Origin of the sequence: Rhodococcus sp. PD04 (assembly GCF_035918275.1) — a bacterium.
Taxonomy (GTDB): domain Bacteria; phylum Actinomycetota; class Actinomycetes; order Mycobacteriales; family Mycobacteriaceae; genus Rhodococcus; species Rhodococcus rhodochrous.
The window spans coordinates 5,020,110-5,042,038 of record NZ_CP142143.1 but is presented as its reverse complement, the minus strand read 5'-3'; the positions used below and the strand labels follow the sequence as shown (position 1 = coordinate 5,042,038).

Below are 21,929 nucleotides of genomic sequence, written 5' to 3'. Positions count from 1 at the left end.
GAGCTGCACAATGGTTCAGGTCGGATTACTGCTCAGTGACGTACCGAAATCGGTCAGTCCTGCCCAGCAGTTCAAGGATGTGTTGCGCATCGTCGACGCGGCACAGGAGAACGGGTTCACCTACATCGCCATCGGACAGCACTTCCTCTACGGAGACCTGCGATGGCTGCAACCCGTCCCCCTGCTGGCACGGCTGGCCGCGCATGTCGAACCGGACGTCAAGCTCGTCACCCAGATCATGATCGCACCGCTGTACCACCCGGTGATGCTCGCCGAGGAGATCGCCACCCTCGACGTGGTCACGGAAGGGCGTCTCATCTTCGGTGCCGGTCTGGGATACCGCCCCGAGGAATTCGACTATCTCGGAATCCCGTTCAAGGAACGGGCCGGCCGGTTCGACGAATCCCTCCAGGTCATGAAGAAGTTGTGGACCGAGGACGACGTCACATTCGAAGGCAAGTACTTCCGACTCGAGGGCGTCAAACCACATCTGCGTCCGGTGCAGGATCCGCATCCGCCCATCTGGATCGGAGCACACGCGATGGCCGGTGTGCGTCGCGCAGGGAAGTACGGCGACGCCTACGCGACTCCGCCCGAGACACCGAAAGAGGAAGTCCTCGAACGCTTCCGTGTGGTACGTGACCTGTTCGCTGAGCGCGGCAAGGAATTCGGGCCGCAGCCGCTGCGCCGCAACGTACTCGTCGCGGACACCCGGGAGCAGGCGATGCAGGAGTACGCGCGGGTGGCTCAGGGCCGCTATCTGACCTACATGAACAAGGGCCTCGACGTCATGAAGGGGACGGACCTCGAGAACGAGTTCGCGAAGGCTGTGTCGGGGCATGCCGTCGTCGGCGATCCCGAGCAGGTCGTCGCGCAGCTCACCGACCTCGTGACCACCCTTCCTGTCGATCCGTTGCTGATGCGACCGCAGTGGCCGACGATGGATGCGGACGAGACGATCGCCGCCATCGCGCGTCTCGGCAAGGACGTGGTCCCCTCGATCACTGCGATCGCCCCGAACCGAGAGTTGACATGATGCAGACCTACGCCGATCTCCACCCCACCTTCCCGGATCCGCAGACCTGGACTCTCGATCATGTTCTGAGGACGCATGCTGCAGCCCAACCGGATTCGGAATTCCTGATCACCCCGGAAGAAGACCGGCGGTTCACCTACTCGCAGATCCTCATCTCCGCCGAGACGATCGCCAGTAGTTGGTACCGATGTGGCGCCGAGGCGGGCGACCGAGTCGTGATCATGGCGCAGAACTCCTCGGAGCTGGTGCGGACCTGGTTCGCCGCTGCGGTCGGCAACCTGGTCGAGGTGCCCATCAACACGAACTACGAAGGGGAGTTCCTGCGTCATCAGGTCGTCACCGTCGAGCCGCGGTGGGCCGTCATCGACGCCGCGTACGCCCGACGATTCGTGACGATCGCCGAGCATGCGCGCGGCATCGAGAAGTTCTGGGTGATCGACGACGAGAGCGGAACCCGCACGGAGGCAATCGAACTTCTGCGATCGCACGGTTGGGCGGCCGACGAGTGGGAAGGCCTCGAAGTCGGGGAGATTCTCGAGCTGCCGAAGGCGACACCCGAAGAGCTCGGTGCCATCTTCTTCACCTCGGGCACCACCGGTCCGTCCAAGGGCGTGGCCATGCCGCACTCCCAGCTCTACTTCTTCGCGCAGGAGGTCGTCTGTTTCACGCGGCTGACGAAGGACGACACCTACCTGACCACGACCCCGCTGTTCCATGGCAACGCCCAGTTCATGGCGGTCTACCCGGCACTGATCGCCGGTGCCCGCGCCGTGGTGCGTCCCAAGTTCAGTGCGAGCCGGTGGATCGACCACGTGCGTGACGACGATGTCACCGTCACCAATTTCGTCGGTGTGATGATGGACTTCGCCTGGAAGCAGCCGCCGCGTGACAACGACCTCGACAACCGGTTGCGGTGTGTCTACGCCGCGCCGACAGCGAGCTCCATCGTCGAGGATTTCAAGAAGCGCTACGGAATCGAAGCATTCGTCGATGCTTTCGGACTGACGGAGACGTGCGCCCCCATCATCGCCCCCTACGGCGTCCCGCGCCCGCCGGGCGCCGCCGGCCTGGCTGCGTCACAATGGTTCGACATCCGCCTGGTCGATCCCGAGAACGACCGGGAGGTCGAGGTCGGGGAGGTCGGTGAACTGGTGGTCCGTCCGGTTCAGCCCTGGACCTGCAGCATGGGCTACTACAACATGCCGGAGAAGACGCTCGAGGCGTGGCGCAACCTCTGGTTCCATACGGGCGATGCGCTGAAGAAGGACGAGCACGGCTGGTTCTACTTCGTGGACCGCTACAAGGACGCGTTGCGACGCAGGGGAGAGAACATCAGCTCCTACGAGATCGAACAGGCGGTCCTGGGGCACCCCGCCGTGGTCGAGTGTGCGGTGATCGGTGTGCCCGCCGACGTCGAAGGTGGTGAGGACGAGGTGCTCGCCGCCGTCGTGTGCAACGGTGGCGGGACCCCGGATCCGGAGGAGATCCTCGCATGGTGCGACGGCAGGGTGCCGGCCTTCGCCATTCCCCGCTATCTGCGTTTCGTGGACGAACTGCCCAAGACCCCGTCGGAGAAGGTGCGCAAGGCCGCCCTCCGCGAGGAGGGGGTCACCCCCGACACCTATGACCGCTCCGCGATTCACGACACCCACCGCGCCACGGTGCCGGCGGTCTGAGAGCCGAGGAAGGCATTATCGATGGATTTCACCACCGACGAGACCCACGACGAGATCCGACAGGGAATCCGCGATCTGTGCAAGCGATTCCCCGACGAGTACTGGGCCGAACACGACGAATCCCATGAATTCCCTTGGGAGTTCTACAACGCGATGGCCGACGGCGGCTGGATGGGCCTGACCGTGCCGGAGGAATACGGCGGTGGCGGACTCGGTGTCACCGAAGCCGCCATCGTCGAACGGGAGATTGCGGCCTCGGGCGCAGGCATGGGCGGCTGCAGCGCAGTCCACATCGGCATCTTCGGCTTCGAGCCGATCATCCACCACGGCTCCGAAGAGATGAAGCGCAAGTACCTGCCGCGCGTCGTCACCGGCGAGCTGCACACCTCCTTCGCCGTCACCGAACCGGATGCCGGTACCGACACCACCAACATCCGCACCTTCGCGAAGAAGGTCGACGGTGGATGGCTCGTCTCCGGCAAGAAGGTGTGGATCACGAAGGCGCAGGAGGCCGAGCGCATGCTCCTGTTGTGCCGCACCAGCCCGCGCGGCGAGAACGCCAAGCGCACCGCCGGCATGACCCTCATGTTCGCCGAGATGGACCGCAGCAAGGTGCAGATCCGGCCGATCCCGAAGATGGGACGCAACGCGGTCGACACCAACGAGTTGTTCATCGACGAGTTGTTCGTCGCCGACGAGGACGTCGTCGGCGAGGTCGGCCACGGTTTCCGCACCATCCTCGGTGGTCTCAACGCCGAACGGGTCATCTCCGCGAACGCCGCCCTCGGCATCGGCGAAGCAGCGTTGCGTCGGGGCGTCGACTATGCCAAGCAACGCGAGGTCTTCGGGCGACCGATCGGACAGAACCAGGGGATCGCCTTCCAGCTGGCGGAGGCACGGATCCGTCTGGACGCAGCCCAGGCAGTGCTGGACAAGGCGACGTGGATGGTCGATCAGGGACTGCCGTGCGGTCGCGAGGCGAACGCCGCAAAGTTCCTCTGCGCGGAGGCCGGCTTCTACGCCGCCGATGTCGCCCTGCAGACGCACGGCGGTTTCGGTTACGGCAAGGAGTTCCACGTCGAACGGTACTTCCGGGAGGCGAGGTTGATGCGGATCGCCCCGATCAGCCAGGAAATGGTTCTCAACTACACCGCCGAACACGTGCTCGGCCTGCCCCGCAGCTACTAGGAGGACCTCGTGCAGCCCTATCGTTCGATCCTGTTCGTGCCGGGACACCGGCCACGTTGGGTGGACAAGGCCATCGCGGCAGGAGCCGACTGCGTGGTCCTCGACCTCGAGGATTCGGTGCCGGCCGCGGAGAAGGAAGCGGCCAGGACCACCGTGGCGGAATCCATCACCCGCGTGCGTGAGACGAACGGCGAGGTCGGCTTGTTCGTGCGGGTCAATCCGCTCGCGACCCGCCTGACCGGTGCGGACCTCGAATCCGTCGTCGTTCCGGGGTTGACGGGGATCTTCGCTCCCAAGATCGAACGGGCCACCGACGTTCTGCAATACGATGCGCTGCTCGACCACTTCGAGATGCGCAACGGCGTCGAGGGGCTCGAGTACATCGTGCCGGTCGAAACGGTCAGGGCGATCCAGAACAGCCGGGAGATCGCGTCGGCGTCCCCGCGGGTCGGCGCCATGATCGGTCCGTCCGCCGAACACGCCGACATCGCCCGTGAGGTCGGCTACGAGTGGACCCCCGAGGGGCTCGAAACCCTGTACCTGCGCAGCCGAGTGCTGCTGGCCTGCCGCGAAGCGGGCATCCACGCGTTGACCGGACTGTGGGAGGACCTCGAGAATCTCGACGGTCTGCGTGAATTCGCGGTTCGTGGAAGACAACTCGGATTCCGTGGGATGATCGCAATTCATCCGACACATGTGGCGACCGTCAACGACGTGTTCAGCCCGTCACGTGAGGATCTCGAGTTCTACCGGGGGATGGTCGAGGCCTACGAGAAGGCCGAAGCCGAGGGCGTCGGCGCGCTCCGCTATCGCGGACTCCACATCGACAAGGCCCATTACGACAAGGCAATCCAATGGCTCGAGCGGGCCGAGGCAATCCTGAGAAAGGGTGAACGCTGATGCGCGGGTTGTACTTCGAGGAGTTCGAAGTGGGGAAGCATTACAAGCATGCGATGACCCGCACCGTCACCGAGATGGACAATGTGATGTTCACGTCGTTGACGATGAACATCCAGCCCTTGCACCTCGACGAGGAGTTCTGCAAGACGACCATCCACAAGCAGCGCGTGGTCAACAGCCTGTTCACCGTCGCTCTGATCGGTGCGTTCCACGTGCCCGAGCTGACCATGGGAACCACCCTGGGCAATCTCGGCTACGACAAGGTGAAGTTCCCCAATCCGGTCTTCCACGGCGACACGCTCCGTGCCGAGACCACGATCTTGAAGAAGCGCGAATCCGAGAGCCGCACCGACAGCGGAATCGTGTGGTTCGAACACAAGGGATTCAACCAGCGCGACGAACTCGTCTGCCTGCTCGAACGTGTCGGGCTGATGATGAAGCGCCCCACCACCGAGGAAGGTGCCTGAGATGACTGCAGCAGCCGAGACCGAATTCCCTTTGAAGGACTGGGTTCCCGAGACCCGTACCCTGCTCGTCGGCGATCGCGAGGTCGAACCCGCCGGTGAGACCTGGGACGTGTACAACCCGGCCACCGAGCAGGTCATCGCCACCGTCGGCGGCGCTTCCCTCGATCAGGTGGACGAGGCGGTCACCGCTGCGCGGGAAGCCTTCCCGGCCTGGTCGGCGCTGAGCGGCGAGGAACGATCCCGGTACATCCACCGTTTCGCGGACGTACTCGAGAAGGCCGCCGACCGGCTGCTGCCCTCGATTGTCAACGAGGTCGGCACCCCCGTCTCCCTGGCCGAATATCTCCAGGTCAAGATGGCTGTCGACGAGCATCTGCGGTGGGCGGCGGAAGCGGCGAAGACCGACCGCACCATCCACCTCGGTGAATACGACAAGCCGGTCCCCACGATGAGCGACGTGGTGTACGAACCTGTCGGGGTCGTCGCGGCGATCACCGGCTACAACTACCCGCTCAACCTGGCGATCTTCAAGTTCGGCGCTGCCCTTGCCGCCGGATGCACGGTGGTGCTGTTGCCGTCCCCGCGCACCCCGCTGACCACCCTGTTCCTCGGGGATCTCATCCGTGAAGCGGGCCTGCCGCCGGGCGTGATGAACGTCGTCATCGGTGGCGCAGACGTGGGTAAGCGGTTGTCGTCGCATCCCGGTGTCGACCGGGTCTCGTTCACCGGCTCCGACGGAGTGGGTGCGAAGATCATGGAACAGGCCGCTGCGAACCTTGCGGGTGTGACCCTGGAGCTGGGTGGAAAGTCGCCGAACATCGTGTTGCCCGGTGTGGACGTGCAGAAGATCGCCGTCGAGATGCACCTGCGTTGGTCTCGCAACGGCGGCCAGGGCTGCGCGGCCCTGGCACGGCTGCTCGTCCACGAGGCCGTCTACGACGAGTTCCTCGAGGCCGGCGCATCCGCCTTCGACCAGATGGTGGTCGGTGACCCGTGGGATCGTGCCACGAACATCGGTCCGATGATCCGTCCCGATCATCAGGCGCGGGTGCAGGGCTACATCGACGGTTCGATCGCAGAGGGTGGCAAGAAGTTGCTCGAGGTCGCGAAGCCGCTGCCCGAGCGAGGTTGGTTCGTCAATCCCGTTCTGCTGGGGAATCTCCCGCACGATGCGCGTGCCGTCCAGGAGGAGATCTTCGGTCCGGTCGCGGTGATCCTGCCGTTCAAGGACACCGAGGAAGCCATCCGTCTCGCCAACGACACCGCGTACGGTCTCGCCGCGAACGTGTGGTGCGACGACCCGGTCGAGGCGCGTCGGGTCGCCGAGCGCATCCGCGCCGGTACGGTGTGGATCAACGGGGGTGGCGCAATGCGCCCGGATGCTCCCTTCGGTGGCTACGGCAAGTCCGGCGTGGGCCGTGAGCTCGGGGAGTGGGGTATGCGCGAGTACCTCGAGGTCAAACACATCCAGTGGCGGATCTGATCCGTCCGAACATCATTCGATACCGAGACACAGTCGACGAGAAGGCTGGGAGACGACCATGAACGCATCCGGTGTGGGCCCGCTCGCGGGCATCAAGGTGCTCGAACTGGGAACGATGTACGCGGCACCCACCGCTGGGCGCATGCTGCGCGACTTCGGTGCGGAGGTCGTCAAGGTCGAAGACCCGACGACCGGTGACTTCGCCCGCCAGTGGGTCCCGCAGAAGGAAGGCCTGTCGCTGGGCTTCTCGCGACTCAACGCCGGCAAGAAGTCACTCGGTATCGACCTGCGCTCGCAGCAGGGTCGGGAGCTGGTGCGCAAGCTCGCGGCGGAGGTCGACGTCGTCGTCGAATCGTTCCGACCCGGCCGGCTCGAGGAATGGGACCTGGGTTACGAGGTGCTCAGCGCCGAGAACCCCGGTCTCGTCCTCGCCCGGGTGTCGGGCTTCGGCCAGACGGGACCGAACCGGACCCTCCCCGGATTCGGGACCGTCGCGGAGACGGCCAGCGGGTTCGCGCACGTCAACGGCTGGCCCGATTCGCCGCCGACGTCGCCGCCGTTCGGGTTCGCCGACTCCATCGCCGGCCTGTCGGCAGCGATGGGGGTGGCGATGGCCCTGTACAAGCGGGAACGCACCGGACAGGGCGAGGTCGTCGATGTCGCCCTGTACGAACCGCTGATGTTCATCATCGGTGACATGTTCCTGCGCTACACCGCCCTCGGGGAGATCCAGCAGCGTATCGGCAACGCGACGGGGGCGGCTTCGCCGCGAGGGATCTACGAGGCACAGGACGGACGGTTCCTGTCCATCGCCGCGTCGAACCAGGGCATCGCCAAGCGCCTGTTCGCGGCGATGGGCAAGCCGGAGATCATCGACGATCCGCGGTTCGCGACCAACGCAGCCCGACTCGAGCACAACGATGAAGTTCAGGCCCTGGTGGAGGAGTGGGTCGGTTCGATGCCGCGCGCGAGTGTGCTGGAAACCCTCGAGAAGTTCGAGGTGGTCTCGGCGCCCGTCAACGACGCCGCCGATGTGATCGCCGATCCTCACTTCCGGGAACGCACCCTCGTCGAGATCACGGGCAACGAGATCATGAAGGGCGCGCTCATGCCCGGTCCGGTCCTGCATCTGGAAAGCTACGACGGGCCGACCTACGACGGTGTGCCCACCATCGGGGAGCACACCCACCAGGTACTCGCCGAGCGTCTCGGTCTGACCACCGACGACCTCACTGCACTTGCCGCAGCCGAGGTGATCAGCGCACCGTAGCGCACCGCACATCGAACGCCGGGTCGAGTTCACCGCGAACTCGACCCGGTACTCGAACGTGCCCCGATGCAGTAGCCGCCGCACCAGGAAGGCAGGAAGATGCGCCTGAACATCGGATCGGGATCGGCCTACGCGAACGACCGCCTAGACACCGCAGCAGCGATGGCGGACAGCGGACGCGTCACCTACATGGGATTCGACTGTCTCGCCGAACGCACCATGGCCCTCGCCCAGATCCGTCGGATGAGCGACCCGGACTCCGGGCAGGACGAGCGGATCGGCGCTCTGGTCCCGGTCCTGAAGAACTTTCTCGCCTCCGGTGGCAGGGTGGTCGGCAACTTCGGTGCGGCCAATCCCGATGCGGCCGCGACGGATTTCGCTGCCGGTCTCACACACCTCGGTATCACCGGTACCCGGATCGGCATCATCCGCGGGGACGACGTCCGCGATACCGTGCTCGCGCACGATCTCGACCTGCCCGAGTTGGGTACCACCAGTCGTGCGCTCGGGGAGCGGATCGTCTCCGCCAACGCCTACATCGGAGCCGACCCGGTCGTGGAATGTCTGCAGCAGGACGCGCAGATCGTCCTCGGCGGGCGTCTGGCGGATCCGTCGCTGTTCGTAGGACCGATCTGCCACGAACTCGGATGGTCGCTCGACGACTGGGACCGGGTCGCCACCGCCACTCTCGCCGGGCACCTACTGGAATGCGGAGTACACAGCACCGGTGGCAATTTCGAGGATCCTCCGTACCGGACGGTGCCGGACCCACATCACCTGAGTTTTCCGCTCGCCGAGATCGACGACGAAGAACTGGTCGTCACCAAACTCGACGGCACCGGTGGTGCGGTGGACGTCCGCACCACCCGCACACAGCTCTACTACGAAATACACGATCCGACTCGATATCTCACCCCGGACGTCACTGCCGACTTCAGCGGTGTACGGCTCGAGGAGGTCGGACCCGATCGGGTGCGTCTGTCCGGCGCACGCGGCACGCCCCGCCCCGAGACGTTGAAGGTGCTCGTCGGAGTGGACCTCGGTTACAAGGCCGTCGCCGAGATCTCCTACGGTGGACCGGGATGTGTCGATCGGGCGCGCCGAGCCGAGGAGGTCGTGCGAAGAAGGCTCGAGCCGATCCGGGACCGCATCGACGAACTGCGCATCGAACTACACGGTGTGAACACTCTGTTCGGTGACCGGATGCCCGCAGGAGAACCCGCGGAAGTACGGCTGCGGCTCGCCGCTCGTGCCCTCGACCCCGAGGTCGCCGAGGCTGCGGCCTACGAGATCGAATATCTGTACTTCGGGCCGGCCGGCGGTGGCGGAGTGGTGACCTCGGTCGTGCCCGCGATCGTGGTCACCCCGGCACTGTTGCCGCGCAGCGAGGTGCCGCTGTCGGTGGAGGTGATCTCGGCATGAAACTGCGCGAGGTGGCGTACAGCCGCTCCGGGGACAAGGGCGATGTCAGCAACATCTGCGTCTTTCCCCACGACGACGGTGACTACGAGTGGCTGCGGGAGGTGCTCACCGCAGAGGTGGTCGCGAAGGCCTTCGGGGACCTCGTGGCAGGCACCGTGACGCGCTACGAGGTCCCGGTCAACTGCTGCCTCAATTTCGTTCTCACCGAAGCTCTGGCCGGGGGTGTGTCCATGTCCCTGCGGGTCGATCCTCACGGCAAGGCCTATCAGTCCCTGATCCTCGCCATCGACCTGCCGGAGAGGCAGGCGCGCTCATGACCGTCGCATCGGTGTACATCGACGGTCGATGGGACATCGGCCGAGGTGAGCCTGTCGACTCGGTCGATCCTGCCACCGAGACGCTGCTTGCCCGGTGGAATCAGGCCGACACCGACCAGGTCGTCGCGGCCGTGACAGCGGCCCGGCGCAGCTTCGACTCGGAAGTGTGGCGGGCGACCGCGCCCGCTCGGCGTGCCGAGGTGCTGCGCCGGATCGCCGATCTGATCGACGAGCGGGCCGACGACCTCGCCGACCTCGTGGTGCGGGAGGTCGGTTCGCCGATCACTCTCACGCGGGCTCTGCAGGTCGGACAGCCTGCTGTGAACTTCCGGTGGTTCGCGGATGCCGCCGAGCGCGGCCCTCGGGGCGGGTACCACGAACGACTGCCGGGGATCCGCGGTCCGGTCTCGTCGGAGAGTGTGCTGGTGCGAGAACCGATCGGGGTGGTCTCGGCGATCGTGCCGTACAACTACCCGTTGAACATGGTCTCCTGGAAGGTCGCGCCGGCTCTGGCGGCCGGGTGCAGCGTCGTGCTCCTACCGTCGCCCCGAGGGGCGCTCACCGCTCTCGAGTTCATGAGGATCGCCGACGAAGCCGGTCTGCCCCCGGGCGTGCTCGGTCTGGTCCTCGGGGGCCCCGAGGCCGGCGCCGTGCTGAGTTCGCACCCCGATGTCGACATGGTGAGCTTCACCGGTTCGTCGGCGGTCGGTTCCGCAGTGATGGCGCAGGCGGCGGCGACACACAAGAAGGTGGTGCTCGAGCTCGGCGGCAAGTCGCCGAACATCCTGCTGCCGTCCGCGGATCTCGATGCGGTGGTCGGGCCCTCGGTGCTGCGCTTCTGCCGCAATGCAGGTCAGGGGTGCGGTGCCACCACTCGGATCCTGGTGCCGGAAGATCGGCTCGACGACTTCCTGGCCCGGGCAGCCGCGTTCATCGACGAATTCGTCCCCACCGGAGACCCTTTCGACGAGCGCACCGAGGTCGGTCCGCTCATTTCGGCGGAACATCTCGCGCGGGTCCACGGCTACCTCGATCGGGCCGTCGCGGCGGGAGGACGTGTCGCGGTGACCGGGGATCGCCCTGCGGGGCCCGGATGGTTCCTGCCGCCGACGCTGGTCACCGGGGTCTGCAACGACGCCGAGATCTGCCGCGAGGAACTGTTCGCTCCGGTCGCGGTGGTCCTGCCGTACCGAACCGTCGACGAGGCCGTCGCCATCGCCAATGATTCGCCGTACGGGCTCAATGCAAGTGTGTTCGGTGATCACGACGAAGCATCGGCCGTGGCCGAACGCCTCGACAGCGGCACCGTCGCGATCAACGGCGGTGGGCCGATGCGCCCCGATGTGCCCTGGGGCGGGTCCAAGAGCAGCGGAACAGGTGTCGAGATGGGAGAGGACGGGTTCGCGGAGTTCTTCCGGATCAAGCACCTGAACTGGCAGGTGACATCGTGAACCCCGCTGTGGCCCCGCCGTATCCGATCGTCGGGGGAACGGACGGCGACGGGATCCGCGCGTCGTTCGGGGATCGCACCGTGCCGTGGTTGCTGGACCGGTACCGTACCGCCGTTCCCGACAAGGTGTTCCTGACCTGGGAACCCCACACGGGGGTCGCGGCCCGATCGTGGACGTACGAGGAGTTCGGCATCGTCGTGGACAGGCTCGCTGCAGGCCTGCAGGCGCGTGGAATCACCCCCGGTGAACGCGTCGTGTTGCTGATGGACAACTGTCCCGACTTCCTGGCCTGCTGGTCGGCGATCGTCTCGATCGGGGCGGTCGCGGTCTGCCTGAACACGCGTAGCAGCGCCGACGAGCTCACCTACTTCGACGAACACGCCACACCGCGCGCCGCTCTGGTCGGCGCCGGATTCGCGGAAACGGTCGCTACGGCCATGCCCGGTCTGTCGTGGACGGTATCGAGCACCGGAACCGATGCGTTCGGGGACAGTCGCGACGGTGCGCTGGGTGAACTCACCACCGTCGCGGAGACCCCGACCCCGGTGAGCATCGACCCGATGGCCCCGGCGACGATCCAGTACACCTCGGGCACCACGGCTCGGCCCAAGGCGGTGGTGTGGACACACACGAACTGTCTGTGGGCGGCGCGGACCAATGCGGCCCATGCGGGATTGCGTTCCGACGACACCGGATTGATCACGCTGCCGTTGTTCCACACGAACGCACTGGGTTATTCGTTCCTCGGGTTGCTGTGGGTGGGTGCGAGCATCGTCCTCACTCCGGGTTTCTCGGTGTCGCGCTTCTGGGACGTGTCGGTGCGTCACGGCTGCACATGGGTGTCGGTCGTGTCGTTCATGCTGCGCGCCCTCGTCGATCGACCCGTTCCGGACGAGCACACCTACCGTCACTGGTCGGGCAGCGCCGCCGTGTCGTGGGGGCCGACGGGCATCCGCACGACCGGCTGGTTCGGGATGACCGAGACGGTGTCGCATCCCGTGGTGAGCGAACTCGCCCACCCGGACCCGGACGGCACGATGGGGGTTCAGGCACCCGAATATGCGGTGGCGGTGGTCGACGAGGATGGACGACCTGTTCCTCCCGGCGCAGTCGGGGAGCTGTGGGTCCGCGGTGTGGCAGGGGTGTCGCTGTTCGCCGGGTACTACCGGAACGACGAGGCCACCCGCGATGCGTTCACCGAGTCCGGCTGGTTCCGCACCGGTGACCGGGTGTGTCAGGACCGCACCGGCCGGTTCCGGTACGTCGAGCGGGCCAAGGACATGCTGAAGGTCGGTGGCGAGAACGTCGCTGCGGCGGAGGTCGAGCGTGTTGTGGCGACGGTGCCCGGGGTGCGGGAGGTCGCGGTGGTCGCGGCACCGGATCGCATGCTCGGTGAAGTGCCGGTCGCCTTCGTCATCGTCGCCGGATCGGAAGACGAGAGCCGCCTCGCATCCGACATCGACGCGATGTGCGTCCGCATGCTGGCGGACTTCAAACGGCCACGAAGGGTCCTGTTCGTCGACGAGCTGCCGCGTTCGACGCTGAACAAGATCGCCAAGGCGCGGCTGCGTGCCCGGTTGGCCGACGAGGTGGAGGCACCTGCGAGATAGAGGAGCGATATGGAACTCGGCGTGATCCTCGGGGACGTGCACACCACGCTGTCGCCACGCGAGCATCTCGACGGCCTGTTGAGACAGGTCGATGCAGCGCAACGCAACGGGGTGCGGTACATCGTGATGGGGCACCACTACCTGTACGGGAATCTGCGTTGGCTGCAGCCGATCCCGACGTTGGCCCGGATTGCCGCCGAACTGGATCCGGGGGTGCGGATCGGCACCATGGTCGTGCAGGCTCCGCTGTTCCATCCGGTGGCGCTCGCCGAGGAACTGGCCACCCTCGACATCCTCACCCGCGGTCGACTGGTCGTCGGAGTAGGTGCGGGATACCGTCGCGAGGAGTTCGCCGCGTTCGGAGTGGACTTCGATCAGAGGTTCGCGATGATGGACGAGGCGTTGCAGATCGTGCGCCTGCTGTGGACCCGGGACGAGGTGACCTTCCACGGCCGGTTCTGGACCCTCGACGACGTCCGGACCCACATTCGGCCGTGGCAGCAGCCCCACCCGCCGATCTGGATCGGCGCGCTGCGCGATTCCGGTGTGCGACGTTCGGCGCGGCTCGGGGATGCCTGGCCGGTGACACCGGAGACCCGGACCTCGGATATGAAGCGGATGTTCGACGTGTATGCCGCCGCGCGACGCAAGCACGGCCGGCCGCCGGTGCCGAGACATCCGTTGCGGCGGGAGATCGTGCCCGGCCGCACGTCGGAAGCCGCCTTCGATCGTTTCGAGGCGATGGCCCGGGATCGTCTGCTGGCATACGCCCAGCGGGAATTGGCGACTCGCGACGCTCGCGCCCTGCGGGAGGAATTCCGTGAGGTCGCGCGCAGAGAAGCGATCATCGGCACACCTGACGAATGTCTCTCCCAGTTGCGTGATCTCGCCGGCATGGTCCCGGTCGATCCGGTGATCGTGCGCGCTCAGTGGCCGGACATGAGTTCGGACGAGGTGGTCGCCTATCTCGACGATCTGGGGCGGGACATCGTTCCGGGTCTGAACGAGATCGTGTCGATCGATGCCCGGGCATCGGAGAATCGTTCGCAGGGCCCGTGCCCGACCCCGACAGGAGCGGTGTGATGTCCCTCGATGATCGACTCGTCGAACCGAACTGCCCGGTAGTCGATTTCGACCACAACTCCGCCGAGCACGCTGCCGACACGGTGGCCTCGTATCGACGTCTCCGTGCTCTCGGCCCGGTGGTACGGTCGCCTCGGCACGGGGGTTTCTGGGTCTTCACGGACTACGAGGGCGTCTTCGACGCCGCCCGGGACGATCAGGTGTTCTCGTCCGCACGGTGCCCGTTCGGGGGTGAGGGGCTCGCCACGGTGATTCCCAAGACTCCCGTCAACCACCATATTCCGGTGGAACTCGATCCGCCGGAGCATCGCAAGTACCGCAAATTGATCAACCCGCTGACGACACCTGCCGCCGTGGAGCGTCTGCGTCCATCGATCGAGAAGTACACGACCCGGTTCCTCGATCGGGTGATCGAGGACGGGCAGTGCGACTTCGCAACGATCATCGGTGTCCCCGCTGTGGTGACGATCGACTGGCTCGGACTGCCGGCCGACGACTGGGAGCGTTATGCGCACGCGCATCATGCCGCCTTGTCCGAACTGCCGGGCAGTGCGGAGTTCACGCATGCGATCGACGTCGACTTCCCCTGGATGGAAGAGCAGTTGCGTGCGACGATCGGCCGGCGCCGGATCGAGCCGCGCGAGGACGTGTTGAGTCATCTGCTCGCATCGCAGATCGACGGCCGTCCGCTGACGGACGACGAAGTGTTCGCGATGGCGGAGTTGTTGATCTCGGGCGGGGTGGGAACCACGGCCTCGCTCGTCGCCCAGACGTTGATGTATCTCGACACCGATCGGGATCTGCGCCGCAACCTGATCCGTTATCCGGAGAAACTTCCTCGCGCGGTCGAGGAGTTCCTCCGGGTCTTCTCACCCACACAGGCATTGGCTCGTACCGTCACCCGCGATGTGGAATTCCGCGGCCACCGATTCCACACGGGCGATCGGGTGCTGCTGAGCTGGGCGTCGGCGAACCGGGACGCCGATGCGTTCGACGATCCGGACTCCGTCGACATCGACCGGTGGCCGAACCGGCACACCTCGTTCGGGATGGGTGTGCATCGTTGTGCAGGATCGCATCTCGCGAGAGCTCTGGCTGTCGAGATGCTCGGTCGGATCCTCGGGAGAATGCCGGATTACGAGATTCTGCACGAGGAGGTCGTGCCGTTCCCTCATCAGGCGGTCAATCCGGGGTGGAAGAAGATACCGGCTCGATTCACCCCGGGGCCGCGTTGCGGATCTGCCGGTACACCGGCCCGGTAGGTGCAGATAACAGGCTGCATGCCAACGACTTTCGGCGACGATACGAGGCGAGGGTCGTTGACGAATGCCGACCGATGTGATCATAATCATATGCATTGATCGAAAGGGTGGTTCTCCCATGGATTTCGACGGCAAGGTCGCATTCGTCACCGGCGCGGCGCGCGGACAGGGGCGCAACCACGCGGTCCGCCTCGCACGAGAGGGCGCAGACATCATCGCGCTCGACCTGTGTGCCCCCGTAGCAGGTGCACCCTACGACATGGCCACTTCGGCGGATCTCGACGAGACCGTGCATCTCGTCGAAGCCGAAGGCCGGCGGATCGAAGCGACCGTCGCAGACGTTCGTGACGCCGACGCGGTGACGAAGGCTCTTGCACGCGGGATCGAGAGTTTCGGACGCCTCGACGTCGTCGTCGCGAACGCCGGGATCGCCGGCAGCTTCCCTGTCGAGGAACTCACCGATGAGATATGGCGCGACATGATCGACATCAATCTCACGGGTGTCTGGAACACCGTCATAGCGTCGGTTCCGCACCTGCGTGCCGGTGGTCGCGGCGGCAGTATCGTTCTGATCAGTTCCATCGCCGGTCTCAAGGGCCTACCCAACAATGCTCACTACGCGGCCGCCAAACACGGCGTACTCGGTATCATGCGCAGTCTGGCGAACGAACTGGGTCCCGAAGGTATCCGGGTCAACGCGGTGCTCCCCACCAACGTCGATACGCGGATGCTGCTCAACGACGCGATCTACAGACTCTTCCTGCCCGACGCGGATGCGCCGACCCGTGCGGACGTCGAACCTCTGCTCCACGGCATGCACGCTCTCGACGTTCCGTTCGTGCATCCCGACGATGTGAGCAACGCCGTGCTCTTCCTTGCCGGCGATCGGTCCCGTTACGTCACCGGCATCACCATGCCGATCGATGCCGGCGCGCTGGTGAAATGATGGACGCCGCTACGGATCCGGTCGCGCGCGCCGAGGACATCGCCGCGATCAATGCACTCACCGCACGTTACGCACTCGTCGTCGACGATCACGACATGGAGTGCCTCGCGGATCTCTACACACCCGATGCCGTGCTCGTCGGCCTGTCCGGCACCATCCGCGGCCGTGATGCCATCGTCGCCTATGTACGCAGGACACTCGACACCTACGACGGAGCCAGTATTCATACTCCGCATCCCGGCGTCGTGGATTTCACGGGGCCGGACACCGCACTCGGTGTGATTCCGAGTCATGTCGAATACGCGCAGGACGGTGTGCAGTACGTGCTGGCGTTGCGGTACCACGATCGCTACGAGCGCAGCGACGACGTCTGGCTCTTCGCCGAGCGACGACTCGAGGTCCGGTATGCGGTACCGGTCCACCATTACGGCACGGTTCTCACGAACCCCATCCCGAACGAGGTATGACCATGCGGGGCGAAGACCTTCCCGACAGCTACGACGTCGTCGTACTCGGCAGCGGTGCAGCCGGACTCTGTGCGGCGCTGTCCGCCTCGCGCAGCGGAGCGAGTGTCGCGGTGTTCGAGAAGGGCGACCTGCTCGGCGGGACGACCTGCCTGTCCAGCGGCGTGGCCTGGTTGCCGAACAATCGGTACGCCACCGAAGCAGGGATCGACGATTCGCGCGAGCAGGCCCTGGCCTACCTCGACTCGCTGTCGCACGGCATGATCCTTCCCGAACTCTCCCGGACGTTCGTCGACACCGTCCCCGAACTTCTCGATTGGCTCGACACCACCCCGCTGAAGATGCAACTGGTGCCCGGATACCCCGACTACCACCCCGAACGTCCCGGCGGGATGCCACACGGCGGGCGGTCGCTCGAACCGCGACTGTTCGGCTTCGTCGACCTAGGCCGGTGGAGGGACAAGCTCGTCGGGGTACCCCGACGGATGACGGTGGGCGAGACACCGATCGGTGGGGGCACCGGCCACCTGCCGCCCGAGGTGCAGGCCGAACGGGAGCAGGCCGACGTCGAAGGACTCGGCCGCAGTATGGTCGCCGCACTGCTGCAGGGCTGCCTGGACGACGGCGTCGCCGTCCACACCCGTGAGCGCGGTGTGCGTCTGCTCCACGGACGTGACGGCCGGATCTCCGGGGTGCGATTCGAAGGACCGAACGGTACCCACGACGTTCACGCACGACGCGGTGTCGTCCTCGCCACCGGTGGGTTCGAATGGGACGAGGATCTGTGCCGGGACTTCCTGCGCGGTCCTCTCCGCCATCCCGCCTCGGTGCCCACGTCCACCGGTGACGGGCTCCGCATGGCGATGCGTGTCGGCGCGCAACTCGGCAATATGCGCGAAGCATGGTGGGCTCCGGTGGCAGTGCTGCCCGACCGGCAGATCGACGGCGCGCAGGCCGTGCAACTCGTGCACCGGGAGCGCACTGCCCCGCATTCGATCATGGTCAATCGTCTCGGACGCCGGTTCACCAACGAGGCGACCAACTACAACGCGCTCGGCGGTGCCTTCCACCAACTCGACGCGCACGAGTTCGACTATCTCAACCAGCCGTGCTGGCTGATCTTCGACGCCGATCACCTCGCGGAGTACGGTGCCTTCGGCGCGGCACCCGGCGCCGAGGCGCCGGAGTGGATCATCCGGGCCGACACCCCGGCAGAACTCGCGCGCAGGATCGATGTACCGGCGGAGGCACTCGAGGCGACTCTTGCGCGCTGGAACGAGGACGTCGCGCGTGGCCGGGACAGCGAGTTCCGTCGCGGCGAGAGCATCTACGACGGCTTCGTCGGCGACAAGAGCAAGTATCCGGGCGTCGGATCCACGCTCGGCTCCGTCGCACGAGCACCGTTCCACGCAGTACAGATCCACAGCAGCACGCTCGGCACGAAGGGCGGTCCGCGTACCGATACCGACGGCGCGGTGCTCGACGTCGACGGTGACATCATCGCGGGTCTGTTCGCGGCCGGGAACGTGATGGCCGCCCCGACGGGCATGGTCTACGGCGGTGCGGGCGGAACTCTCGGGCCGGCCCTCGTATTCGGATACCGGGCCGGTCGCGCGGCCGCGCGAGCCGGGAACACGGCATTTCTCGACTCGTCTTCCGCGCACGCCACGGCACCCGCGTGAGGGCAGTCGTGACACCCGCGTGAGCGGTCCGAGTGAGAACAGCAGCATTCGTCGAGGAACAGGAGAACGGCATGGGGCGTGTGGACGGCAAGGTCGCACTGGTGACGGGAGCGGCGCGCGGTCAGGGCCGCTCGAACGCGGTCCGGCTCGCCGAGGAAGGTGCCGATGTCATCGTGCTCGATGCGTGCAAGGACATCGACACCGTCGCCTACCCGCTCGCCACCTCCGACGATCTGGCCGAGACGCACCGCCTCGTCGAGGCCACGGGACGCCGTTGTCTGTCCCGCGTCGTCGACGTCCGCGACCAGGCAGCGCTGGACCTGCTCGTCTCCGACGCCGTGGCGGAATTCGGTCACCTCGACATCGTGAGCGCGAACGCCGGCATCGTCAGCTTCACCCCGACCTGGCATCTCAGCGACGAGGAGTGGCAGAACGTCATCGACGTCAACCTCACAGGTGTATTCCACACCGTGCGGGCGGTGGCACCCCCGATGATCGAGCAGGGCACCGGTGGCGCCATCGTTCTCACCAGCTCGGTCGCTGCGATCAGGGCGAGTCGCAATCTCGGCCACTATGCCGCCAGCAAGGGTGGGGTGGTGAGCCTCATGCGCACGCTGTCCAACGAACTCGGCGAGCACGGGATCCGGGTGAACACACTCAATCCCGGAACGGTGCGAACCGACATGATCGAGAACGACGCGATGTATCGCATCTACCGGCCCGATCTCGAGTCGCCGACGCAGGACGACATCGTCGACCACTGCCGTCGGCGCAACGAGCTCGACGTGCCCTGGGTCGAGGCCGTCGACGTCAGCAATGCGTTGGTGTGGCTCGCCTCCGACGAGGCCCGCTACGTCACCGGTGTCGTGCTGCCCATCGACGCAGGGCTCCTCGCCCGGACCTAGACGACCCACTCCCGCAGTTCTCTTCGGAAGGAACCCACGATGGAAAGCACCTCCAGGTGCCCGATGATCGATTTCGATCACAATTCGCCGGAGCACTCGGCAGACCCGGCAGGCTCGTACCGGGGAATCCGCGAATCGGTAAAAGTGGGATGGACCGAGGCGCACGGGGGCTACTGGGTGTTGTCCGACTACGCCTCCGTCTTCGATGCTGCACGCAACGACGACGTATTCTCCTCGCGTCGCACGAAATACGGGGGAGAAGGTCTGTCGGTCGTCATTCCCAAGACGCCCCATCACGATCACATCCCCATCGAGCTCGATCCGCCCGAGTTCCGGAAATACCGCAAGATCGTCAATCCCGTCTCGGCGCCGGCCGCCGTCGAGAAGATGAAGTCGATGGTGGACCGCCACGTCGCCGGATTCATCGACAGTGTCATCGAGGGCGGCAAGTGCGATCTCACCTCGGTGATCGGCGTGCCGTCCATCGTCACCATCGAATGGCTCGGTCTCGACGTCTCCGAATGGCGCCGATACTCGGAAGCTCATTTCCAGGTACTGGCCGGCATTCCCGGAACCGACGAACACACACGGGCCGTCGAGGTCGACTTCCCGTATCTGGCGAACCGGATCCGCCAACGGATCGCCGATCGTCGTGCGGAACCACGTGACGACATCATCAGCTATCTCGTTCGACAGGAGATCGACGGTGAGCCTCTCGACGATCACGACACCTTCGCGATCGTCGATCTGCTCATCTCCGGTGGCGTGGGCACCACGGCGTCGTTGGTGAGCAATTCACTGGTCTGGCTCGCTCGTCATCCCGACGTGCGTCGGAGGCTGATCGATGATCCGAGCCTGATGGATCATGCGGTCGAGGAGTTCCTCCGTTACTTCTCCCCGACGCAGGCCCTGGCCCGTACCGTTCTGCAGGACATCGAGTTCCACGGCTGCCCGATGAAGAAGGGGGATCGTGTCCTGCTGTCCTGGGCATCGGCGAACCGGGACCGGGAACTGTTCGACAATCCCGACGAGGTCGACATCGATCGCTGGCCCAACCGGCACACCGCGTTCGGGATCGGTGTCCATCGTTGCGCGGGGTCGCATCTCGGCCGGTACATGTCCCGTGCCCTGATCGAACAGGTTCTGCAACGAATGCCCGACTACGAGATCGATTTCGATGCGCTGGAGACCTATCCGCGCCAAGGAGTGAACACCGGCTATCAGCGGATCCCGACCATCTTCACGCCGGGCAAGCGCATCCTCACCGATTACACCCTCATGTGAGGCGAGGTCGGTCCGCGTGACTTCGACGCGCGGACCGACCTCGACGAGCAGGTGGTCACCTACCTGGTGCACCGATTATCTCCGTGCACCGCCCGCGGGCTCGAACACGATCGGCAGCTCGGGGATGCTCCTGGTGTAGAGGCCCACTTCTCGCGGAACGAATCCGTCCCGGTACCGGATCGACTCCATGGTGTCGAGGATGAGATTCAAGGCGATCGTCATCTCGGTCTTCGCCAGCAATGAGCCCACACAGAAGTGGCGACCGAGGATGAACTGGACATGGTTGGCCGCACCGCTGAAGGCTCGATCGACCTGTAGATCCTCACGGAATATGTCGAACCGCTCCGGATCGGAGAAATGTCTGTCGTCCCGATTCGCCGCAGCGAGCATCATGATACACGTTGCTCCCGAAGGGATTACGGTGTCGTCGATCTGTACATCTTCTTCGGTCTGGCGCATGATCATGTGTACCGGTCCCGAATGGCGCAGTGTCTCGGCGATGACCCGATCCGCCAGGCTGCGGTCGGCTCGGACGGCCTGCATCTGGTCGGGATGGTCGATCAGGTTGCGGATCATGCTGGTGATGGCCTTGTCGGTGGTTTCACCGCCGGCGACGAGCAGAAGGCTGACGAAGGCCTTGATCTCGTCGTCGGACATCTTCTCGCCGTCGACTTCTGCCCGGCACAGGCGTGAGAGCAGGTCGTCGCCGTCACCGGAACGCCGCTCCCGGATGAGAGGGAGCATGTAGTCCTGGAGTTCGTCGTGGGTGCGCGCTGCTGCGGCGGTGATCTCGGGGTCGCCGGCGAGGTTGTTCAGGTGCGCCATGATCGAGAAGTACCAGCCCCGGAACCGCTCGTGGTCGCTCTTGGGGAGGCCCAACATGTCGACCATGACATTGATGGGGAAACGACTCGTGAAGTCGGAAACCAGTTCGGCCTCACCGCATCCGGCCACTTCTCCGAGGAGGTTGTCGGCAGCCCCGGTCACGATGCCGTCGATGAGTTCGGCAGCGTTGTGGGTGATGACGGGCATGAACTTCTCGAGCCCGCTCCCGCGGAAGAACGGATTGAGCAGTGAACGATGAGTCGAGTGCTCGGTTCCTTGCATCTGCAGGATGGTGCGTCCGTGGATCGGTTCGAGCTGCCATTCGTAATTGCGACTCGAGAACTTCGGGCTGCGGAACGCCTCCGCGCAGTCCTGGTACCTGCTGATCAGGTAACTGTCGGTGCCGGGGTGATGGAGCGCAGGGTAGTGATCACGCAATATCCGGTAGCAGGGATACGGGTCGTCGAGAAACTCGGGGGAGAGAATGTCGGGAGCGGCCGGACGGGGTTCTACTGCAGTCACGCGATCTCCTCGATGTGGAGCGGACGGTGCGGAGGCAGAGGAAGAAGGACGGCTCGAGCCATCGCGCTTCGCCTGCGGGATGTGGCCTGTGTCACTGGATGAGTGGTAACTATAACTACGAATTCACTCATGTCAA

General features: G+C 65.4%; 19 protein-coding genes. 18 read left to right on the top strand and 1 reads right to left on the bottom strand.

What is annotated here, in order from left to right:
* The first annotated feature begins 10 nt into the window (after positions 1 to 10).
* The 18 genes from U9J23_RS23115 (at position 11) to U9J23_RS23030 (ending at position 20,446) form a co-directional block, all read left to right on the top strand.
* Entirely contained in the window at positions 11 to 1,036 is a 1,026-nt protein-coding gene (locus U9J23_RS23115; RefSeq protein WP_085469949.1) for an LLM class flavin-dependent oxidoreductase, read from the top strand.
* Positions 1,036 to 2,712, top strand: coding sequence for an ATP-dependent acyl-CoA ligase (locus tag U9J23_RS23110; protein ID WP_085470011.1), 1,677 nt, complete (start codon positions 1,036 to 1,038; stop codon positions 2,710 to 2,712). Before U9J23_RS23115 ends, U9J23_RS23110 begins: the two co-directional genes overlap by 1 nt.
* 21 nt (positions 2,713 to 2,733) lie before the next feature.
* Positions 2,734 to 3,900, top strand: coding sequence for an acyl-CoA dehydrogenase family protein (locus U9J23_RS23105; RefSeq protein WP_085469948.1), 1,167 nt, complete (start codon positions 2,734 to 2,736; stop codon positions 3,898 to 3,900).
* A gap of 9 nt (positions 3,901 to 3,909) precedes the next feature.
* Positions 3,910 to 4,800 (top strand): HpcH/HpaI aldolase/citrate lyase family protein, encoded by an 891-nt coding sequence (locus U9J23_RS23100; RefSeq protein ID WP_085469947.1) that lies wholly within the window; start codon positions 3,910 to 3,912, stop codon positions 4,798 to 4,800.
* Positions 4,800 to 5,267, top strand: coding sequence for a MaoC family dehydratase (locus U9J23_RS23095; RefSeq protein WP_016691775.1), 468 nt, complete (start codon positions 4,800 to 4,802; stop codon positions 5,265 to 5,267). The genes U9J23_RS23100 and U9J23_RS23095 overlap by 1 nt, the downstream gene beginning before the upstream one ends.
* Before the next feature lies 1 nt (position 5,268).
* Entirely contained in the window at positions 5,269 to 6,750 is a 1,482-nt protein-coding gene (locus U9J23_RS23090) for an aldehyde dehydrogenase family protein (RefSeq protein ID WP_085469946.1), read from the top strand.
* 58 nt (positions 6,751 to 6,808) lie between these two features.
* Entirely contained in the window at positions 6,809 to 8,020 is a 1,212-nt protein-coding gene (locus U9J23_RS23085) for a CaiB/BaiF CoA transferase family protein (protein WP_085469945.1), read from the top strand.
* 99 nt (positions 8,021 to 8,119) lie between these two features.
* Positions 8,120 to 9,442, top strand: coding sequence for an acyclic terpene utilization AtuA family protein (locus U9J23_RS23080; RefSeq protein WP_085469944.1), 1,323 nt, complete (start codon positions 8,120 to 8,122; stop codon positions 9,440 to 9,442).
* The gene (locus U9J23_RS23075; RefSeq protein WP_085469943.1) at positions 9,439 to 9,759 is read left to right on the top strand and encodes an AtuA-related protein; all 321 of its coding nucleotides are present in this window, start codon (positions 9,439 to 9,441) and stop codon (positions 9,757 to 9,759) included. Before U9J23_RS23080 ends, U9J23_RS23075 begins: the two co-directional genes overlap by 4 nt.
* Positions 9,756 to 11,210 (top strand): aldehyde dehydrogenase family protein, encoded by a 1,455-nt coding sequence (locus U9J23_RS23070; RefSeq protein WP_272265989.1) that lies wholly within the window; start codon positions 9,756 to 9,758, stop codon positions 11,208 to 11,210. The genes U9J23_RS23075 and U9J23_RS23070 overlap by 4 nt, the downstream gene beginning before the upstream one ends.
* Entirely contained in the window at positions 11,207 to 12,820 is a 1,614-nt protein-coding gene (locus U9J23_RS23065) for an AMP-binding protein (protein ID WP_085469941.1), read from the top strand. Before U9J23_RS23070 ends, U9J23_RS23065 begins: the two co-directional genes overlap by 4 nt.
* 9 nt (positions 12,821 to 12,829) lie before the next feature.
* Positions 12,830 to 13,903 carry an LLM class flavin-dependent oxidoreductase gene (locus U9J23_RS23060; protein ID WP_085469940.1) on the top strand — a complete coding sequence of 358 codons (1,074 nt, stop codon included), beginning with the start codon at positions 12,830 to 12,832 and terminating at the stop codon, positions 13,901 to 13,903.
* Positions 13,903 to 15,165: a cytochrome P450 gene (locus U9J23_RS23055; protein WP_326600704.1), complete on the top strand. Its 1,263-nt coding sequence runs from the start codon at positions 13,903 to 13,905 to the stop codon at positions 15,163 to 15,165. Before U9J23_RS23060 ends, U9J23_RS23055 begins: the two co-directional genes overlap by 1 nt.
* Before the next feature lie 118 nt (positions 15,166 to 15,283).
* The gene (locus U9J23_RS23050; protein WP_326600702.1) at positions 15,284 to 16,111 is read left to right on the top strand and encodes a mycofactocin-coupled SDR family oxidoreductase; all 828 of its coding nucleotides are present in this window, start codon (positions 15,284 to 15,286) and stop codon (positions 16,109 to 16,111) included.
* A complete protein-coding gene (locus U9J23_RS23045; RefSeq protein ID WP_145707654.1) occupies positions 16,111 to 16,578 on the top strand; it encodes a nuclear transport factor 2 family protein in 468 nt (155 codons plus the stop codon). Before U9J23_RS23050 ends, U9J23_RS23045 begins: the two co-directional genes overlap by 1 nt.
* A complete protein-coding gene (locus tag U9J23_RS23040) occupies positions 16,575 to 18,257 on the top strand; it encodes an FAD-dependent oxidoreductase (protein ID WP_179161823.1) in 1,683 nt (560 codons plus the stop codon). The genes U9J23_RS23045 and U9J23_RS23040 overlap by 4 nt, the downstream gene beginning before the upstream one ends.
* Before the next feature lie 71 nt (positions 18,258 to 18,328).
* On the top strand, positions 18,329 to 19,162 hold the full coding sequence (locus tag U9J23_RS23035) for a mycofactocin-coupled SDR family oxidoreductase (RefSeq protein WP_085469937.1): 834 nt from the start codon (positions 18,329 to 18,331) through the stop codon (positions 19,160 to 19,162).
* A 39-nt stretch (positions 19,163 to 19,201) separates the two neighbouring features.
* A complete protein-coding gene (locus U9J23_RS23030) occupies positions 19,202 to 20,446 on the top strand; it encodes a cytochrome P450 (protein ID WP_229579763.1) in 1,245 nt (414 codons plus the stop codon).
* A 75-nt stretch (positions 20,447 to 20,521) separates the two neighbouring features.
* On the opposite strand, the gene U9J23_RS23025 is transcribed toward U9J23_RS23030, so the two are convergent.
* Positions 20,522 to 21,793 (bottom strand): cytochrome P450, encoded by a 1,272-nt coding sequence (locus U9J23_RS23025; protein WP_085469935.1) that lies wholly within the window; start codon positions 21,791 to 21,793, stop codon positions 20,522 to 20,524.
* Between the last annotated feature and the right edge of the window lie 136 nt (positions 21,794 to 21,929).

What these genes read in the sequence shown, in the direction of transcription:
- U9J23_RS23115 (WP_085469949.1), top strand. Translation starts at nt 11, where the DNA reads ATGGTTCAGGTCGGATTACTGCTCAGTGACGTACCGAAATCGGTCAGT.
- U9J23_RS23110 (WP_085470011.1), top strand. Translation starts at nt 1,036, where the DNA reads ATGCAGACCTACGCCGATCTCCACCCCACCTTCCCGGATCCGCAGACC.
- U9J23_RS23105 (WP_085469948.1), top strand. Translation starts at nt 2,734, where the DNA reads ATGGATTTCACCACCGACGAGACCCACGACGAGATCCGACAGGGAATC.
- U9J23_RS23095 (WP_016691775.1), top strand. Translation starts at nt 4,800, where the DNA reads ATGCGCGGGTTGTACTTCGAGGAGTTCGAAGTGGGGAAGCATTACAAG.
- U9J23_RS23090 (WP_085469946.1), top strand. Translation starts at nt 5,269, where the DNA reads ATGACTGCAGCAGCCGAGACCGAATTCCCTTTGAAGGACTGGGTTCCC.
- U9J23_RS23085 (WP_085469945.1), top strand. Translation starts at nt 6,809, where the DNA reads ATGAACGCATCCGGTGTGGGCCCGCTCGCGGGCATCAAGGTGCTCGAA.
- U9J23_RS23080 (WP_085469944.1), top strand. Translation starts at nt 8,120, where the DNA reads ATGCGCCTGAACATCGGATCGGGATCGGCCTACGCGAACGACCGCCTA.
- U9J23_RS23075 (WP_085469943.1), top strand. Translation starts at nt 9,439, where the DNA reads ATGAAACTGCGCGAGGTGGCGTACAGCCGCTCCGGGGACAAGGGCGAT.
- U9J23_RS23070 (WP_272265989.1), top strand. Translation starts at nt 9,756, where the DNA reads ATGACCGTCGCATCGGTGTACATCGACGGTCGATGGGACATCGGCCGA.
- U9J23_RS23060 (WP_085469940.1), top strand. Translation starts at nt 12,830, where the DNA reads ATGGAACTCGGCGTGATCCTCGGGGACGTGCACACCACGCTGTCGCCA.
- U9J23_RS23055 (WP_326600704.1), top strand. Translation starts at nt 13,903, where the DNA reads ATGTCCCTCGATGATCGACTCGTCGAACCGAACTGCCCGGTAGTCGAT.
- U9J23_RS23050 (WP_326600702.1), top strand. Translation starts at nt 15,284, where the DNA reads ATGGATTTCGACGGCAAGGTCGCATTCGTCACCGGCGCGGCGCGCGGA.
- U9J23_RS23045 (WP_145707654.1), top strand. Translation starts at nt 16,111, where the DNA reads ATGGACGCCGCTACGGATCCGGTCGCGCGCGCCGAGGACATCGCCGCG.
- U9J23_RS23040 (WP_179161823.1), top strand. Translation starts at nt 16,575, where the DNA reads ATGACCATGCGGGGCGAAGACCTTCCCGACAGCTACGACGTCGTCGTA.
- U9J23_RS23035 (WP_085469937.1), top strand. Translation starts at nt 18,329, where the DNA reads ATGGGGCGTGTGGACGGCAAGGTCGCACTGGTGACGGGAGCGGCGCGC.
- U9J23_RS23030 (WP_229579763.1), top strand. Translation starts at nt 19,202, where the DNA reads ATGGAAAGCACCTCCAGGTGCCCGATGATCGATTTCGATCACAATTCG.